Origin of the sequence: Neotabrizicola paludis (genome assembly GCF_044142105.1) — a bacterium.
Lineage (GTDB): Bacteria > Pseudomonadota > Alphaproteobacteria > Rhodobacterales > Rhodobacteraceae > Pseudogemmobacter.
In genome coordinates this window covers 972,090-988,308 of the sequence record NZ_JBGTYM010000001.1, presented here as the reverse complement: position 1 = coordinate 988,308, position 16,219 = coordinate 972,090, and the positions used below count along the sequence as shown (strand labels likewise).

Genomic DNA, 16,219 nt, shown 5'->3' with positions numbered 1-16,219 from the left:
TAACGGCGCGAGAGAGGCCGGAACATGGCAGAGCCGTGGAATTGCGCGCGGATTGCCGCGGCCCAAGCGCGGCGGCGGTCACGGAAAAGGGCGGCCCCGAAGGACCGCCCTTTGAAGTTCTGCTTAAGAGACGCGCTCTTAGCAGGAGTAATACATCTGGTATTCCACCGGATGCGGCGTGTGTTCGAAGGCGTAGACCTCTTCCCATTTCAGGCCGATATAGGCCTCGAGCTGGTCTTTGGTGAACACGTCGCCCGCGAGCAGGAAGTCCATGTCCTTTTCCAGCTCTTCCAGCGCCTCGCGGAGCGAACCGCAGACGGTGGGGATGGCGGCCAGTTCTTCCGGCGGCAGATCGTAAAGATCCTTGTCCGAGGCCGGGCCGGGGTCGATCTTGTTCTTGATGCCGTCGAGACCGGCCATCAGCAGCGCGGCGAAGGCCAGGTAGGGATTGGCGGCCGGATCGGGGAAGCGGGCTTCCACACGCTTGGCCTTGGGCGATTCCGTCCACGGGATCCGCACGCAGCCCGAGCGGTTGCGGGCCGAATAGGCGCGCAGCACCGGGGCTTCGAAGCCGGGGATCAGGCGCTTGTAGCTGTTGGTCGCCGGGTTGGTCAGCGCGTTCAGCGCCTTGGCATGCTTGAGGATGCCGCCGATGAAATACAGCGCCTCCTGGCTGAGATCGGCGTATTTGTCGCCGGCGAACAGCGGCTTGCCGCCCTTCCAGATCGACATGTTGACATGCATCCCCGAGCCGTTGTCGCCCTTGATGGGCTTGGGCATGAAGGTCACGGTCTTGCCATAGGCGGCCGCGACGTTGTGGATGACATATTTGTACTTCTGGATGTTGTCGGCCTGTTCGACCAGACCGCCGAAGATCATGCCAAGCTCGTGCTGGCAGGTGGCGACCTCGTGATGGTGCTTGTCGACCTTGATGCCCATGCGCTTCATGGTGGACAGCATCTCACCGCGCAGATCCTGCGCCGTGTCGATCGGGTTGACCGGGAAATAGCCGCCCTTGTAGCCGGCGCGGTGCGCGAGGTTGCCGCCTTCGAAGGCCGCATCGGTGTTCCAGGCGGCGTCTTCGGCGTCGAGCTGATAGGACACCTTGTTCGGCGAGACGCTGTAGCGCACGTCGTCGAAGATGAAGAATTCCGCTTCGGGGCCGAAATAGGCGCTGTCACCGATGCCCGAGGACTTCAGATAGGCTTCCGCCTTGAGCGCGGTCTGGCGCGGGCAGCGTGCATAGGCCTCGCCGGTGTCGGGCTCGACCACGTTGCAATGCACGCAGAGGGTTTTCTCGGCGTAGAACGGGTCGATATAGACCGAGGCCGCATCGGGCATCAGCTTCATGTCGGACTGGTCGATCGACTTCCAGCCTGCGATCGACGAGCCGTCGAACATGAAGCCTTCCTCGAAGAAGTCGGCATCGACCAGATCGGAGACCAGCGTCACATGCTGGAGCTTGCCCTTGGGGTCGGTGAAGCGGATGTCGACATATTCGACCTCCTCGTCCTTGATCAGTTTCAGAGCCTTGTCTACGGCGCTCATCTGACTGCCTTTCGCTGGGGGTTGTCACTGTCGGGGGCTTGCGCCGCCCGGGGTGGCCGGGGCCGGCTGGCCCGGGGGAGTGCGCCACTGGCATTCCCCCGGAACAGGCGGCGAATCTTAGACCGCGTCGTCGCCGGTTTCGCCGGTGCGGATGCGGATCGCCTGTTCGACGGGCGAGACGAAGATCTTGCCGTCGCCGATCTTGTCGGTGCGGGCGGCATTGGTGATCGCCTCGATGGCGGCTTCGACCATGTCATCGGTCAGCACGACCTCGATCTTCACCTTGGGCAGGAAGTCGACGACATATTCGGCGCCGCGATACAGTTCGGTATGGCCCTTCTGGCGACCGAAGCCCTTGACCTCGGTCACCGAGAGACCCTGGATGCCGGCTTCCTGAAGCGCTTCCTTCACCTCGTCGAGCTTGAAGGGCTTGATGATCGCTTCGATTTTCTTCATGGGCCGCCTCCCCCGTCTTTCGGACCGTTCCTTGGGCTGGTCACACCACTTCCCCGGAGGCGGGACAATGTGTCAAGGAAGGTGCAGGGGCGCGGCGATGGTGAAAATGCGGGCGTGTGGTGAAAAATTGTGCATTGCGCCTGTAGATTGGGCAGAATTGAATCGAAAGGTGCCGGTTCTATGACCGAACTCCTGACTGCAGCGCAGATGCGGGCCATCGAACAGGCGGCGATAGCGTCGGGCGAGGTGACCGGGCTTGAGCTGATGGAGCGCGCCGGGCGCGGCGTGGTCGAGGCGATTTTCGAGGAATGGCCGGAACTGAAGGCGACCTCGCACCGGGCGGTGGTGCTGTGCGGGCCGGGCAACAATGGCGGCGACGGGTTTGTCGTGGCACGGCTGTTGAAGGGCTGGGGCTGGGAGGTGGAGGTCTTCCTCTACGGCGACCCGGAGCGGCTGCCGCCGGATGCGCGGGTGAACTATGAACGGTGGCTGGGGATGGGGGAGGTGAAGTCGCTGACGGATGAAGCCATCGACGGCTATGCCGAAGATCATCCTGGAACGCGCATCGCAATTGATGCGCTGTTCGGCACAGGGCTCGTTCGCCCATTCTTAGACCTGAGCCGCGTCCAAATGGAGCTGAACAGCTGGCAGGCAGCGTCCCATTGGGACAATGCTTTCCCGCATGTGGTTGGAGCCGATCTTCCCAGTGGTCTCTGCGCCGATAGCGGTAGGTTCTTGGGCGCGGATCTGGAAAATCCTTTCGACCATGCTCCGATGGCAAACCTGACGGTGACATTCCACAGAAAAAAGAATGGTCATGTTCTCGCCGAGGGCCCAACTGCCTGCGGGCGAGTTGTAGTGAAAGAGATTGGCCTCACTTCTTTGTCGTTCGACGCGGCAGCCGGTAAGTCCACTTGGCTGATAACCGATACGCAGACTCGGGCACTATCAAAGAGCAACGGGCACAAATACTCCCACGGCCACGCCTTCATCCTCTCCGGCCCCTCCGGTCGCGGCGGCGCGGCGCGGTTGGCGGCGCGGGGGGCGCTTCGGATCGGGGCGGGGGTGGTGACGGTGGGGTGTCCGCCGGAGGCCATCGCCGAGAACGCCGCTCGCTTGGATGCGGTGATGCTGCGGGGCGTGGCGGATGGGGCGGCGCTGGACGAGGTGTTGGGGGATGCGCGGATCAATGCGCTGTGCCTGGGGCCGGGGATGGGGACGGGGGCGCGAGAGGCGGGGTTGGTCGCGGCGGCGCTTGGGGCGGTGCGTGCCGAGCACGCACCCTACGGCGTGCGGGGGCTTGTGCTGGATGCCGATGCGCTGACGATCCTGTCGCGAACCCCCGACCTCTTCGCCGCGCTGCATGACGGATGCGTCCTTACCCCTCATGCCGGGGAATTCGCCCGCCTCTTCCCCGACATTGCAGAGAAACTGGCGGCCCCCGCAACGAAAGGTCCCGCCTATTCCAAGGTCGATGCCACGCGCGAGGCTGCCGCCCGTGCTGGCTGCGTGGTGCTTTACAAAGGCCCCGACACGGTGATCGCCGACCCCTCGGGGCGCTGCGCGATCAACTCGGCCCATTACGACCGCGCCGCGCCCTGGTTGGCGACGGCCGGGTCGGGGGATGTGCTGGCGGGGTTCATCACCGGGCTTTTGGCACGGGGCTTTGCGTCCTTTGACGCGGCCTGCACGGCGGCCTGGCTGCATGTGGAATGCGCGCGCAGCTTCGGGCCGGGGCTGATCGCCGAAGACCTGCCGGATGAATTGCCGAAAGTGTTCCGGGCGCTGGGGCTGTGAGGGGCGCAAAATCCCTGTAAGGATTCTGCGACGTTCTTCGACGGATTTTTGGTCAGGCGGTCACGGGGACAGGGCTGCAGGCGAGTTCCAGCCCGCCGGCATAGACCACTTCCTCGCTGGCGAAGCGCAGGGTGAAGAGGCGGACTTCGGCCACGGTCTCGCGGCGGATATATTCGCCATCGGTCAGGCGCTGTGCCTCGACCATGGCGCTGTCGCGGCCGAACAGGGCCTGGGCCCGCCAGTCGCGCACGAAAACCGGCTGGCTGGGGGCGACGAAAAGGTCGGCCTCGGGTTTGTCATGGCCAAGGGCCGAGGCGGAGATGCGCACCATCTCGACCCCGCGCAGAAGCGAGACCTCGATGTCGATGAGCTTGCGCGCGCCCGCGCGGGTGATCACGCGGTCGCCGGGAGCGAGAAACTGGACGGGCAATTCGCCGTCAAGCGTCAGGACATTGGTGCCTGCCGTGATGCCCTGGATGGGCGCCGCGTCGCGCCGCAGCTCGACATCGGATATCGCAAGGGTCAGCTGGGCCATGACGGTCCTCCTGCTGCATGACATGCACTCTGCCTCATGTTTTTTCCGTCAACTATGGCAGCAATGTGCCCCTGCGAGGGAGATATCCGGGCAGGCCCGGCCGTTTCGTCGCTGGGTTGTGGCGGAAATGCGGCAAGATTTTCCGACTCGCATCCGCGCGCGGCCTGTAATAGAAGGGCGCGGAATTTCCGGGGTCCGGTCTGGCGACTTCCTGCAAGGGGGGCGGCGGTCGGGCGTGCCGGGGGTAGGTATGCGGGTGTGGCGGAATTGGCAGACGCACCGGATTTAGGTTCCGGCGCCTTACGGCGTGGGGGTTCAAGTCCCTTCACCCGCACCAAGGATCGGTTGGGAAGGAAGAGAAACGAATGCAGGTCACCGAGACCCTGAAAGACGGCCTCAAGCGCGGCTACACCATCACGGTGACGGCAGCCGAGCTGGACGCGAAAGTCCAGGAAAAGCTGATCGAGGCGCAGCCCGAGGTCGAGATCAAGGGCTTCCGCAAGGGCAAGGTGCCGCTGGCCATCCTGAAAAAGCAGTTCGGCCCGCGTATCCTGGGCGATGCGATGCAGGATGCCGTCGACACCGCCATGAAGGACCATTTCGAGGCGACCGGCGACCGTCCGGCCCTGCAGCCCGACGTCAAGATGGTGGGTGGCGAAGAGTGGAAAGAGGGCAGCGACGTCGTGGTCGAGATGTCCTATGAAACCCTGCCCGAAATCCCGGATTTCGACGCCGGCAAGATCAAGCTGGAAAAGCTGATCGTGAAGGCCGATGACGCGGCGGTCGACGAGGCGCTGAAGAACCTCGCCGACAATGCCAAGAGCTTCGACGACCGCAAGAAGGGGTCGAAGGCCAAGGATGGCGACCAGATCACGATCGACTTCAAGGGCTCGGTCGATGGCGAGCTGTTCGAGGGCGGTTCGGCCGAGGATTACCCGCTGGTTCTGGGCTCGGGCTCGTTCATCCCGGGTTTCGAGGCCCAGCTTGTCGGCGCCAAGGTTGGCGACGAGGTCGAGGTGAAGGTGGACTTCCCGGCCGATTACGGTGCCAAGCATCTGGCGGGCAAGGCCGCGATCTTCGCCTGCACCGTCAAGGCGGTGAAAGAGCCGAAGGCGGCCGAGATCGACGACGAGCTGGCCAAGAAGTTCGGCGCCGAGGATCTGGCTGCCCTGAAGACCCAGGTCTCGGGCCGGCTGGAAGCGGAATATGCCGGCGCCTCGCGCGCGGTGCTGAAGCGCGGCCTGCTGGATCAGCTGGACGGGCTGGTGAAGTTCGACCTGCCCTCGAAGCTGGTCGAGGCGGAAGCCGCGCAGATCGCGCATCAGCTGTGGCATGAAGAGCATCCGGAAGAGCATGGCCACAACCATGGCCATGTCGAGCCGACCGACGAGCACAAGAAGCTGGCCGAGCGCCGTGTGCGCCTGGGCCTCCTCTTGGCCGAAGTGGGCAAGAAGGCCGAAGTGACGGTGACCGATGCCGAGATGACCCAGGCGGTCCTGTCGGCGGCGCGTCAGTATCCGGGCCAGGAGCGCGCCTATTTCGAGTTCGTGCAGAAGAACCCGCAAGTGCAGCAGCAGCTGCGCGCGCCGATCTTCGAGGACAAGGTGGTCGATCTGATCGTGGGTCAGGCCAAGGTGACCGAGAAGGAAATCGGCAAGGACGACCTGCAGAAGGCCGTCGAGGCGCTGGACGAGCTGTAAGCGACAGCGATCCTTCGGCGAAGGATCGGAAGGCCGCGCCGCAGGGCGCGGCCTTTTTGCTGTCCCCAATCGCGATGCCACGGGGACGATGTCCCCCTCTCGTCGCAACTCGGATCTTGCGCCTTGCCTGGTCGGCCCCGTCGGGGCCCATCCGTTGGCGTACAGGGGGATGCGGCTCAGCCTGTCGCTTCGCGGGGTGCGGTCGGGACGGCGGGCTGACGGATCACGATCAGGCCGGCCGCGATGATGACGGCGATGCCGAGCCAGCCGAGGCGGTCGGGCAGTTCCGACCAGAACAGCCAGCCCCACAGGACGCCCCAGAACATGAAACTGTATTCGAAAGGCGCGATCGTGGCCGAGGGGGCGATGCGGTAGGCCTGGGTCAGCAGGGTCAGGCCGATGGCGGCGATCACGCCGCAGGACGCCATGAGGGCAAGATCCTGCGCATTGGGCGTGACCCAGCCGCGGGTGAGGAAGGCCATGGCGGGGTGGCCGGTCTGGGCAAATGCTCCGCTGCCATAGACGGCCGAAAGGACAAGCGCGCAGAGAAGAAAGGCGATGTTGCTCCAGAACGCGAGCGCGGCCGCGCTTTGCGTCCGTCCCATCGGGCGCGCCATGACCATGCAAAGCGCATAGCCGCAAGCCCCCAGGACCGGCAGCAGGGCGGCCAGGTCAAAGCCCGTATTGCCGGGCCGCACCACAAGAAGGACGCCGGTAAAACCCGCGACCACGGCAAGCGCCGAGGCGGGCGGCACCCGTTCGCGCAGGAAAAGGGCTGCGGAGAGCGTGATGAAAAGCGGCGTGGTGAAGAACAGCGCCACGGTGGTGGCCATGGGCAGCGTGGCAAGACCCAGGTAATAAGCGGTATAGGCGCAGAAATTCAGCCCGCCGCGCAGCATCATCAGGGGCCAGCCCGGGGTCAGGATGGTGCCGAAGCGGCCGTCAAAGACCCGGACGATCAGGAGATGGAAGGGCAGCGCGGTGAGGCTGCGCAGGACCATGGCCTGATGCAGCGGGTAATCGCCCGAGAGCTTCTTGAGGATCAGGTCCTGTACGGAAAAGACTGCGATCCCGGTGACCAGGCAGAAGATTCCGGTAAGGGCAGGGCTGCGCGCGGACATGACGTGGCACGATAGCCTGCGGATCGCGCTCTGCTGGGCGTTTCCCGACAGGGTCTTGTCAACGCGCGGCAGGGTCTCGCCGCCCTCACCGGCTTTACGCATGTCGCTTTGCGCGGATATGCGGGCCGGTTGCTTGAGCGCGCGGTGCGATCCCTCTTATGCCGTCAGAACGCCCCGGCGGCCAGGGAGCGCGGCGCGCCAGGGCGGGGCCGGACGCATCCGGCCCGAAGCAAAAGGTCAGTGGACGCGGAACAGCGTCAGGCGCGGGGTGTGGGTCTCGGACGTGTCGGCGGCCGGCGCGGCCACGGCACCCGTCGCGCGGGCCATCCGGGCGCGGGCCCGGGCCAGCGCGGGCGGCACCTCGGCATGCTCTTGCGGTTCGCTGGCGACGCGCATGCCGGGCATCAGCACGAAGAGGCGCGAGGCCTTGCGCCCCACCGAGATCGAGCGGATGTCCATCGCGCCGGGGCGGCCCAGGGCACGGCGGCGGATCGCGATATCGATCATCGTCGGCGCTTCGTCAAAGGCCAGGGTGACGGTGTTTTCGCCCTCGCGCAGCTCGACCAGCCACTGCAATTGACGGCAGGCGTTGATCGCCGCGATCCGGCCTTGCGATGCCCGCGCGGTGAGTTCTTTGCCGGCGATTTCAAAGTTGTGGGTCAGGTCGGTCATGGCGTATCTTCCCTTTTAGGTTGTATGTGCGGGCAACACCCGGCGGGAGAACTCGATAGGCTTGGCGACAGGCGGGGGCCGTGGCCGCAACGGGCTGCGGCCATGAGGTTTGTTCGCTAAGTCGCTGATCTTGTTGAAACTATGGTAATTGTTAACCAGAATTTGGGCGTTGGCAAGGGGTTGAAATCAAGAAGAAATTCGCGATTTTCGGCCATGGAATTGCCGCTATTGGCGCGACGGCGGAACAACCAAGGGCTGTGCTTCTTCTTGATTGTGGCGAAGGCGGGGCAGCGTCTGGCGCCGGTTGGGGGAATTCGTGTCAGTATTGCGGCATCTCGCCGCCGGTCCGGTTTCGCCGCTTCAGTCAAAAATTCACGAATTTTCGCCCTGACGGGCGCCAGATTCGCCGCTGAGGCGCCAAGTGATTCGCGCCGGGTCGGAAAGACGAGCCTGTCGGTCGGGTGGGGCGCGCTGCGATGGCGTGCCGCGGCGCCTGTGATCCGTTGGACAGGGTGCGAGACGGTGCTTCCCTCGGCGCAGGCGCAAGGTGGGGCTCGCGCGCGTGATCCTGGAAGGCGCTTGCGCCATGGGCGCAGGGCGGGCGGCGTGGCACCGCATCGCGCACTCCTGTTGCAGAGCCGTCAAGCGCGAGAGGCTGCTGCAGACCACGCCCATACGACAAAAGCCGCCCAGACGGCGGCCTTTATCATTTTGTAATCTCTAGGAGATTTTGGCTCCGGCGGTAGGGATCGAACCTACGACCAATTGATTAACAGTCAACTGCTCTACCGCTGAGCTACGCCGGAACACCGGGGCCATATAGCAAGCGGGTTTGGGGGCGGCAAGGGGCAAAAGACCAGATTTGTGACATGGTCGAAACGCGCGGATCAGAGCAGACGGAAGCGCGCGCCGGGCAGGGGCAGGGGATCAGCGCCGACCAGGTTTCTTGATGCAAGATCAATCAGATGCGCCAGGGCATTGCGGCTCGCGGCGGGCAGGAGTGCGGGGTCTGTTCCGGCATAGGCGGCCGCCGTGATCGTCGCGAGGTCCTGATGCCCCGCCGCCAGCGCCGCCAGGATCTGCGCCTCGCGGCCAAGGCGATGCGCGGTCAGCTCGGCCAGCCTCGCGGCCGGGTTCTCGATCGGCGCGCCATGGGCGGGCAGGATCAGCCGCCAGTCGCGCGCCGCCAGCCGCGCCAGTGAGGTCATATAGGCGCCCATGTCGCCCTCGGGCGGCGACACGAGGCTTGGCGCCCAGCCCATCACATGGTCGCCGCTGAACAGGATATCGCCCCAGGCGAAGGCGAGATGCGCCCCCATATGCCCCGGCGTGTGCAGGGCGATCAGCGGGCCAGCGGTCGTGTCGATCACATCGCCGTCGGCCAGCAGCCGGTCCGGGGTGAAGGCGGCGTCCACGCCTTCGCCGCCGGTCAGCCCCGCGGCGGCCAGCCTTTCGCTGAGCGGGCTGCGCCCGCTGCCGGCCGGGCCAAAGCCCAGCGAGGGGGCGCGGGTCGCGCCTTGCAGCGCCGGGACAAGCGCGGAATGGTCGCGATGCGGATGGGTGACAAGGATCGCCGCGACATGCTCTCCCGGCGCCAAGGCGCCAAGGATCGCCGTCAGATGATCGGGATCATCCGGCCCCGGGTCGATCACCGTCACCGCGCCTTCGCCCAGGAGAAAGGTCGTGGTGCCGGGCCCGGTCATGGGTGAGGGATTTGCCGCCAGCACGCGGCGCAGACCGGGCAGGGCCGATCCTGCCGAGCCCAAGTCCTGCCCCTTCCCATCCGCGTCCCGCATCTTTAGCCTCGCCGCCATGTTCACCGTCAAAGAGCTGATCCCCCGCGGCATCTATGGCCGCGCCGCGCTGATCCTGATCCTGCCGATCGTCATGATCCAGCTGATCGTGTCCACCGCCTTCATCCAGCGGCATTTCGAAGGCGTGACCGAGCAGATGACAAGAGGCGTCGCGCTGGATCTGGCCTTCGTGCTGGCCGAGTTCAATTCCGGCAGCCACGTGCAGGATGCGCTGCGTCGCGCGCAGGCCGTGGCCGGGCCCTTGCAGGTGACGCTGACCTTGCCGGCCGGGGCAGACGCGCCGACCACGGAGACGCGCGCCTTCTATGACGTGTCAGGCCGGGCGATCATCCGCACCCTGCGCGAATCGCTGCCCGATCTGATCGGGGCCGATGTCTCGGGGACGGATCGCATCGTGCATCTGCGCTTCGCCACCCGTTTCGGCGATCTTCAGGCCGATCTGTCGCGCAAGCGGCTTTCGGCCTCGAACCCGCACCAGCTGCTGGTGATCATGATCCTGGCCTCGGTCCTGATGACGGTGATTGCCTATTACTTCCTGCGCCGCCAGTTGCGCCCGATCCGCCAGCTTGCCAGCGCCGCCGAGGCCTTTGGCCGGGGCGAGCGCATCGCCTTCAAGCCGCGGGGCGCGCTGGAGGTGCGGGCGGCGGGCCGGGCCTTCCTTGACATGCGCAACCGGATCGAGCGCCAGATGGAGCAGCGCACCCTGATGCTGTCGGGGGTCAGCCACGATCTGCGCACGCCGCTTACGCGGATGCGGCTGGGCCTGTCTTTCCTGCCCGAGGATGACGAGGTGAAGGGGCTGAAGGAGGATGTGACGCAGATGGAACGGCTGGTCGACGAATTCCTGACCTTCGTGCGCGGCGATGCGATCGAGGCCGGGGCGGAGGAGGTCGAACCCCTGACCCTGGCGGGCGAGGTGGTCGAGGCCGCGCGGCGCGGCGGCGGCGAAGTGGCGCTTCTGCCGGTCGAGGGCAAGGTCCCGGCGGTGCGGCTGCGGTCCGACAGCGTGCGGCGGGCGCTGGAAAACCTGATCGGCAATGCGCTGCGCCATGGCACGCGGGCGGAACTGGCCCTGCGTGTGACGCCGCATCAGTTGATCTTCGCGGTCGAGGATGACGGGCCGGGGATTGCCGAAGATCGCCGCGAGGAGGCGCTGCGCCCCTTTACCCGGCTTGAGGCCGAGCGCGACCCCAACAGGGGCGGCGGGGTGGGGCTGGGTCTGTCGATCGCCGCCGATATCGCGCGCGGCCACGGCGGGGCGCTGACCTTGGGCAAGAGCGCGCGGCTGGGCGGGCTCAAGGCCGAGTTTTCCGTGGCGCTTTAGGCGCGGCTTCCGGGAGCGCGGCGGCCCCCGGACTTCCCGAGAGGATGGTGCCCAGCGACGGAAGCGGGCGCCTCAACGGTTCCCACGCGCGAAGAACAGGCCCGCATCCTCGGCGGCGCGGCGCAGCGCGAAGGATTTGTTGACCGTCTCCTGATACTCGGCTTCGGGATCGCTGTCATAGACCACGCCGCCGCCCGCCTGGATGTAAAGCTGCTGATCCTTCAGCACGGCGGTGCGCAGGGCGATGCAGAAATCCATCTCGCCATTGGCGGCGAAATAGCCGACGCCGCCGCCATAGACGCCGCGCTTTTCCGGCTCCAACTCGTCGATGATCTCCATCGCCCGCACTTTCGGCGCGCCCGAGACCGTGCCCGCGGGCAGGCCCGCCAGCAGGGCCGAGAGCGCATCCTCGCCCTCGCGGATCTCGCCCACGACGTTCGAGACGATGTGCATCACATGGCTGTAGCGTTCGATGATGAATTTCTCGGTCGGATGCACCGTGCCGATCTTGGCCACCCGGCCCACATCGTTGCGGCCCAGGTCGAGAAGCATCAGATGCTCGGCCAGTTCCTTCTGGTCGGACAGAAGATCCAGCTCCAGCGCCTTGTCCTCTTCCGGGGTCGCGCCGCGCTTGCGGGTGCCCGCGATGGGGCGCACCGTCACTTCGCCGTCGCGCAGACGGACCAGGATTTCCGGGCTGGCGCCGATGACCTGGAAGCCGCCGAAATTGAAGAAGAACATGAAGGGCGATGGGTTGGTGCGCCGCAGGCTGCGATAGAGCGCAAAGGGCGGCAGGGCGAAATCCAAGGACCAGCGCTGCGAAGGCACGACCTGGAAGATATCGCCCGCGCGGATATAGTCCTTGGCCGTTTCGACCGCCGCCTTATAGGCCTCATGGCTGAAATTCGACCGGGGCGCACCGACCGTGGCCGCCTCGCCCAGATCGCGGCTGGCAGCGGCAGGCGCGCGGTCCAGATCGCGCAGCGCATCCATCACCCGTTCCGCCGCCTGGGCATAGGCGGCACGGGCGGAAAGGCCCGAGGCGGCCCAGGCGGGCGCGACCAGCGTGACCTCGCCCTTCACCCCGTCCAGCACAGCCACGACCGAGGGGCGCATCAGGACGGCATCGGGCAGGCCCAGCGTATCGGGTGGGCAATGGGGCAGGCGCTCGACCAGGCGGATCATGTCATAGCCGAGATAGCCGAACAGCCCGGCCGAGACGGCGGGCAGGCCTTCCGGCGTGTCGATCCGGCTTTCCGCGATCAGGGCGCGCAGATTGGCCAGCGGATGGCCGCTCTGCGGCTGGAAGGCCGCCGCATCGAAACGGGCCTCACGGTTGATCTCCGACGCCTCGCCCCGGCAGCGCCAGATCAGGTCGGGCTTGAGGCCGACGATCGAGTAGCGCCCGCGCACTTCGCCGCCGGTCACCGATTCCAGCATGAACGTGTCGGTCCGTGCTTCGCCCAGCTTGAGCATGAGCGAGACCGGCGTGTCCAGATCGGCGGCAAGACGGGCCCAGACAAGCTGGTTCTCGCCCCGCGCCCAGGCGGCCTCGAAGACCTCGAAAGACGGCTCGAGCATCATTTCAGGCTCGAGTTCACGGCCGCGATGGCCGCGTCGTCCAGATGGATGCCGGCCGCATCCTGCAGCGCGCCAGCATAGCCCTGCATCGCATCGCTGGCGAGGGCCTGCTCGATCTGGCTGGCGAGCGAGGCTTTCAGTGCCGTCGCGGCATCGCCGGTTTCTTCGGCGGGCTTGATCGTGTCCAGCCGCAGCAGCGCGACAAATGCGCCGTCCTCGATCACCTTAAAATCGCCTTCCTGCATCGTGAAGACATCGGGGATCAAGGATTTGGGCGCGCCTTCGACAAAGCCGTCGCGGGCGATCTCGGGGGTCACGTCGACGATGCCCAGTCCACCCAGCGCCGTGCCGCCTTCGGCTGCGGCCTTGAAGGCGATCGCCTGCGCGGAAAGCGCCTTGGCAAGCGCGTCCTTGCGCCAATCCTCGGCAACAGTGTCGCGTGCCTCGTCAAAGGGGATCGGGGCGGCGGGGACGGTTTCCTTGAACTCCAGCGCCACGACCCCACCGTCCTCCAGCACGATAGCCTCGGGGAAGTCACCGTCCTTCACCGCTTCGGCGGCGGTGCGGAAGGCCTGATAGCCCTCGACCGGCTCGGGACCCTGCTGGCCCGGAACATGGTCGAGCGTCGAGAATTCCATGCCCATTTCCTTGGCAAGGTCTTCCAGCGTCTCGCCGCCGGCCAGAAGATCGTCGATCTGTTCCACCTTGTCGGCGATGACGCGGCGTGCCGCATCCATCTTCATCTCACCCGCCAGTTCTTCCTTGGCTTCGTCGAAAGTGGTGTTCTGGCCTTCCAGAACGCCATTCACCCGGAACAGCGCCGGGCCAAGGCTGCTGTCGCCCGCCACCACAACCCCATTCTGGCCTGCGAAGACCGCAGCCCCGGCGGCGCCCAGATCGGCCTCGGACACATCGCCCAGGTCGATCGCATCAAGGGTCAGGCCACGCGCTTCGACCAGTTGCTCGAAGGTCTGGCTGCCATCCTTGAGCGCGGCCTCGGCCGCGTCGCGCGCCGCCGCGTCGGGATAGACCAGACGCTCGACCAGGCGCCGTTCCGGCTGGACGAATTCGGCGAGCCGGTCGTCATACATCTTTTTCAGCACCGTCTCATCGACCGGCTGATCCGCCGCGATCATATCGGGCAAGAGAAGCGCATAGGCGATGCGCTTCGATTCCGGCTTGGTGAAGCGGTCTATATGCGCGTCGTAATGCGCCTTCAGCTCGTCATCCGTCGGCTCGGCCAGGGGCGTCGCCAGATCGGCTTCGGTCAGGCGGATCATCGAGAAGCCGCGGCGTTCGGCGATGTAGCGATACAGGGCGTCGACCATGGATTGCGGTGCGGTGAATCCGCCCGAGACCGCGCCCTGCAAAAGCGAACGTGCCACGTCGCCGCGCACGGCACTTTCATATTCGCGCTCGGTCCAGCCATTCTGTTGCAGCGCCATGCGATAGGTGTCGCGGTCGAACTTGCCGGTCATGCCCTGGAAGCTCTGCTGCTTCATCACTTCGGCCGCGACGCTGTCATCGCCGATCGAGATGCCGACGCGCTGCGCCTCATTGTCCAGCGCGGCGCGGGTGACCAGATTGGCCAATGCCTGCTTGTCCAGGCCGAAGGCCATGGCCTCGGAAATCCCGATCTGCGTGCCAATCTGCTGACTGAAGGCCGCCGCTTCCTGCCGCACGGCGCGGGCATAGTCATTGACGCTGATCTGCGCCCCGCCGACCGAGCCGACCGAGGTGACGCCGCCGCCGAAATTGGTGACGCCAAAGCCGCTCAGGCCGCCGACGAGCATCGCCAGCAACAGCCATCCCATCACCGTGGTGCCGCGCTTGCGGGGTTTCTTTTCTTCGGTCTCGGCGGGCTTGGCCATGGTCACTTTCCGCAAGGCTGCAAGGTTCGGAACTGTCTAGAGACAAGGGCGGCGGGGGGCAAGGGCGCGAAGGCAACCGCCTGTGTCTCAGGGTCGGAAGGCGGCGAGGCGGGCGAACATCTCGGCAATGCCCCCCGCGTCGACATTGGCGAATGCGATGCGGATCTGGCGCTTGCCCGCCGCGCTGCCCGCAGGGTGGAACATGGTGCCGGGCAGCATGAGGATGGCGCAATCATCGACCAGCCTTTTGCACAGCACGTCCGACCCCATGTCGAACGGGTGTTCCACGCAAGCGAAATAGGCGCCGCACCCCAGCAGCTTCCAGCCCTTGAGGGCGCCGAAGCCCTGTTCCATCGCGCGGCGGCGGGCCAGGATCTCGTCTCTTTCGCCCGCCACCCATTGCCGCAGGTTCCGCATCCCCCACAGCGCGCCGATCTGGCCCAGCTGGCTGGGGCAGATGGCGACGGTGTCGAGGAATTTCTCGACTTCGGCCAGCCGTTCGGCGCTGGCAACGATGGAGCCGACGCGGTGCCCGGTCAGCCGGTAGGCCTTGGAGAAGGAATAAAGCTGGACCAGTGTGTCGGCCCAGTCGGGATCGGCGAACAGCTCATGCGGGCGGCCGCCCAGTTCCACCGAATGGCGGCTGTCGAAATCGCGATAGGTCTCGTCCAGCACCAGCGCTAGGCCGCGCGCCCGGCACAGGTCGCGGAAGGCGGCGACGGTTTCAGCGGGATATTCCACGCCGCCCGGATTGTTGGGCGTGACCAGCACGATGGCGCGGGTCTTTGCGGTGATCAGCGCCTCGGCGGTGGCGGCATCGGGGATCAGCGTCAGGCCGGTCTCGAGCGGCACCGCCGTGACGCCCTGCATGTCGAGCCACATCTTATGGTTGAAATACCAGGGCGTCGGGAGGATGACCTCGTCCCCGGCGCCGGCAAGCGTGGCCATGATCGCACAGAAGGCCTGATTGCAGCCCTGGGTGATCGCCACTTCCTCGGCCCCGATCGCGCCGCCATAGGCCGCCGAGAATTGCGCGGCGATTTCGGCGCGCAGCGCGGGCAGGCCCAGCACGGGGCCGTAGAGATGCGCCTGCGGATCGTTCAGCGCCGCCTCGGCCAGCGCCTGGCGCAAGCCAAGCGGTGGGCTTTCGACCGGCGCGGCCTGGCTGACATTCAGAAGCGGACGCTCGGGCGTGAAGGTCTTGCCCGCGATCCAGCGCCGCGCCTCCATCACCGGCGGCGGCTCGGTCGCGGCGAAGGCGGGGTTCAGGGGCAGGGACATGGCTTGGTCTCCTTGGGATCGGGGCGCGCGGTGGCCGGGCGGCGGCGCAGGCTGCGATATTCCTGCCAGACAAGGAGGATCATCACCATGTCAAACAGGGCCAGCGCCAGAAGGAAGGGCGAGCCGGTATGCAGGCCCTCGAAGGTTTCATAGGCGGCGAACCCGGCCAGCGCGACCATGGCCAAAGGATAGGCCCAGGTCACGCGTGCGATCAGCAAAAGCATGAAGCCCAGTTTCAGCCCGCCATGAAAGGCGAGATACAGGCCGTAGAAATGCTGATCGGCCAGCGGAAATCCATTTGCCAGCGGGCGCAGGATCTGATGTGCAAGGCTAGCGAGGCGCTCATGCGGCTCTTCGGCAAGCTCATACCGGCTCAACCAGCCTGCCAGGCGGACAAAGGCGATATTCGGGGTCAGAAGAAGGCCCAGACCCGCCAGCGCCTCAAGCCCGCCCAATGCGGCCTTGATCGTCGCCCCGGCCTCGAACAGCCAGTGCAGCAGGCGGGGCCGGTCGGCCATG

13 protein-coding genes and 2 tRNA genes are annotated in these 16,219 nt (G+C 66.1%); 4 read left to right on the top strand and 11 right to left on the bottom strand.

Translation table 11 applies throughout. The annotated features are described in order from the left end of the window. Positions 1 to 138: 138 nt before the first annotated feature. Together glnA and ACED67_RS04810 are read right to left on the bottom strand one after the other, a co-directional pair. Positions 139 to 1,548: a type I glutamate--ammonia ligase gene (gene glnA / locus ACED67_RS04815; RefSeq protein ID WP_395540394.1), complete on the bottom strand. Its 1,410-nt coding sequence runs from the start codon at positions 1,546 to 1,548 to the stop codon at positions 139 to 141. 117 nt (positions 1,549 to 1,665) lie between these two features. After that, complete coding sequence (locus ACED67_RS04810) at positions 1,666 to 2,004, bottom strand: P-II family nitrogen regulator (RefSeq protein WP_395540393.1); 339 nt, start codon at positions 2,002 to 2,004, stop codon at positions 1,666 to 1,668. 180 nt (positions 2,005 to 2,184) lie between these two features. Between ACED67_RS04810 and ACED67_RS04805 the strand changes: the two genes are divergently transcribed. Beyond that, positions 2,185 to 3,801, top strand: a complete 1,617-nt coding sequence (locus tag ACED67_RS04805; RefSeq protein WP_395540392.1) for an NAD(P)H-hydrate dehydratase — start codon at positions 2,185 to 2,187, stop codon at positions 3,799 to 3,801. 52 nt (positions 3,802 to 3,853) lie between these two features. On the opposite strand, the gene ACED67_RS04800 is transcribed toward ACED67_RS04805, so the two are convergent. Continuing rightward, on the bottom strand, positions 3,854 to 4,336 hold the full coding sequence (locus tag ACED67_RS04800; RefSeq protein ID WP_395540391.1) for a Hint domain-containing protein: 483 nt from the start codon (positions 4,334 to 4,336) through the stop codon (positions 3,854 to 3,856). 252 nt (positions 4,337 to 4,588) lie between these two features. On the opposite strand from ACED67_RS04800, the gene ACED67_RS04795 reads away from it, so the two are divergent. Both ACED67_RS04795 and tig read left to right on the top strand, forming a co-directional pair. Next, positions 4,589 to 4,673, top strand: a tRNA-Leu gene (locus ACED67_RS04795). 28 nt (positions 4,674 to 4,701) lie between these two features. Next, the gene (gene tig, locus ACED67_RS04790) at positions 4,702 to 6,036 is read left to right on the top strand and encodes a trigger factor (RefSeq protein ID WP_395540390.1); all 1,335 of its coding nucleotides are present in this window, start codon (positions 4,702 to 4,704) and stop codon (positions 6,034 to 6,036) included. Positions 6,037 to 6,212: 176 nt separating this feature from the next. Here tig and ACED67_RS04785 read toward each other — a convergent pair whose 3' ends face one another. The 4 genes from ACED67_RS04785 to ACED67_RS04770 all read right to left on the bottom strand — a co-directional run bounded on the left by ACED67_RS04785 (position 6,213) and on the right by ACED67_RS04770 (position 9,625). Continuing rightward, positions 6,213 to 7,259 (bottom strand): DMT family transporter, encoded by a 1,047-nt coding sequence (locus tag ACED67_RS04785; RefSeq protein ID WP_395540389.1) that lies wholly within the window; start codon positions 7,257 to 7,259, stop codon positions 6,213 to 6,215. Between the two features lie 135 nt (positions 7,260 to 7,394). After that, entirely contained in the window at positions 7,395 to 7,829 is a 435-nt protein-coding gene (locus ACED67_RS04780; RefSeq protein WP_395540388.1) for a hypothetical protein, read from the bottom strand. A 731-nt stretch (positions 7,830 to 8,560) separates the two neighbouring features. Then, positions 8,561 to 8,635: transfer RNA gene (locus ACED67_RS04775), tRNA-Asn, on the bottom strand. A gap of 81 nt (positions 8,636 to 8,716) precedes the next feature. Continuing rightward, positions 8,717 to 9,625, bottom strand: a complete 909-nt coding sequence (locus tag ACED67_RS04770) for an MBL fold metallo-hydrolase (protein ID WP_395540387.1) — start codon at positions 9,623 to 9,625, stop codon at positions 8,717 to 8,719. Between the two features lie 16 nt (positions 9,626 to 9,641). Between ACED67_RS04770 and ACED67_RS04765 the strand changes: the two genes are divergently transcribed. Then, positions 9,642 to 10,967, top strand: a complete 1,326-nt coding sequence (locus tag ACED67_RS04765) for an ATP-binding protein (protein WP_395540386.1) — start codon at positions 9,642 to 9,644, stop codon at positions 10,965 to 10,967. Positions 10,968 to 11,039: 72 nt separating this feature from the next. Here ACED67_RS04765 and trpE read toward each other — a convergent pair whose 3' ends face one another. From trpE to ACED67_RS04745, 4 genes are all read right to left on the bottom strand, one after another. Then, a complete protein-coding gene (gene trpE / locus ACED67_RS04760; protein ID WP_395540385.1) occupies positions 11,040 to 12,551 on the bottom strand; it encodes an anthranilate synthase component I in 1,512 nt (503 codons plus the stop codon). Next, positions 12,548 to 14,419, bottom strand: a complete 1,872-nt coding sequence (locus ACED67_RS04755; RefSeq protein WP_395540384.1) for a peptidylprolyl isomerase — start codon at positions 14,417 to 14,419, stop codon at positions 12,548 to 12,550. The genes trpE and ACED67_RS04755 overlap by 4 nt, the downstream gene beginning before the upstream one ends. Positions 14,420 to 14,506: 87 nt before the next feature. After that, complete coding sequence (locus ACED67_RS04750; RefSeq protein WP_395540383.1) at positions 14,507 to 15,700, bottom strand: aminotransferase; 1,194 nt, start codon at positions 15,698 to 15,700, stop codon at positions 14,507 to 14,509. After that, entirely contained in the window at positions 15,685 to 16,218 is a 534-nt protein-coding gene (locus tag ACED67_RS04745; RefSeq protein ID WP_395540382.1) for a DUF2127 domain-containing protein, read from the bottom strand. Before ACED67_RS04745 ends, ACED67_RS04750 begins: the two co-directional genes overlap by 16 nt. Between the last annotated feature and the right edge of the window lies 1 nt (position 16,219).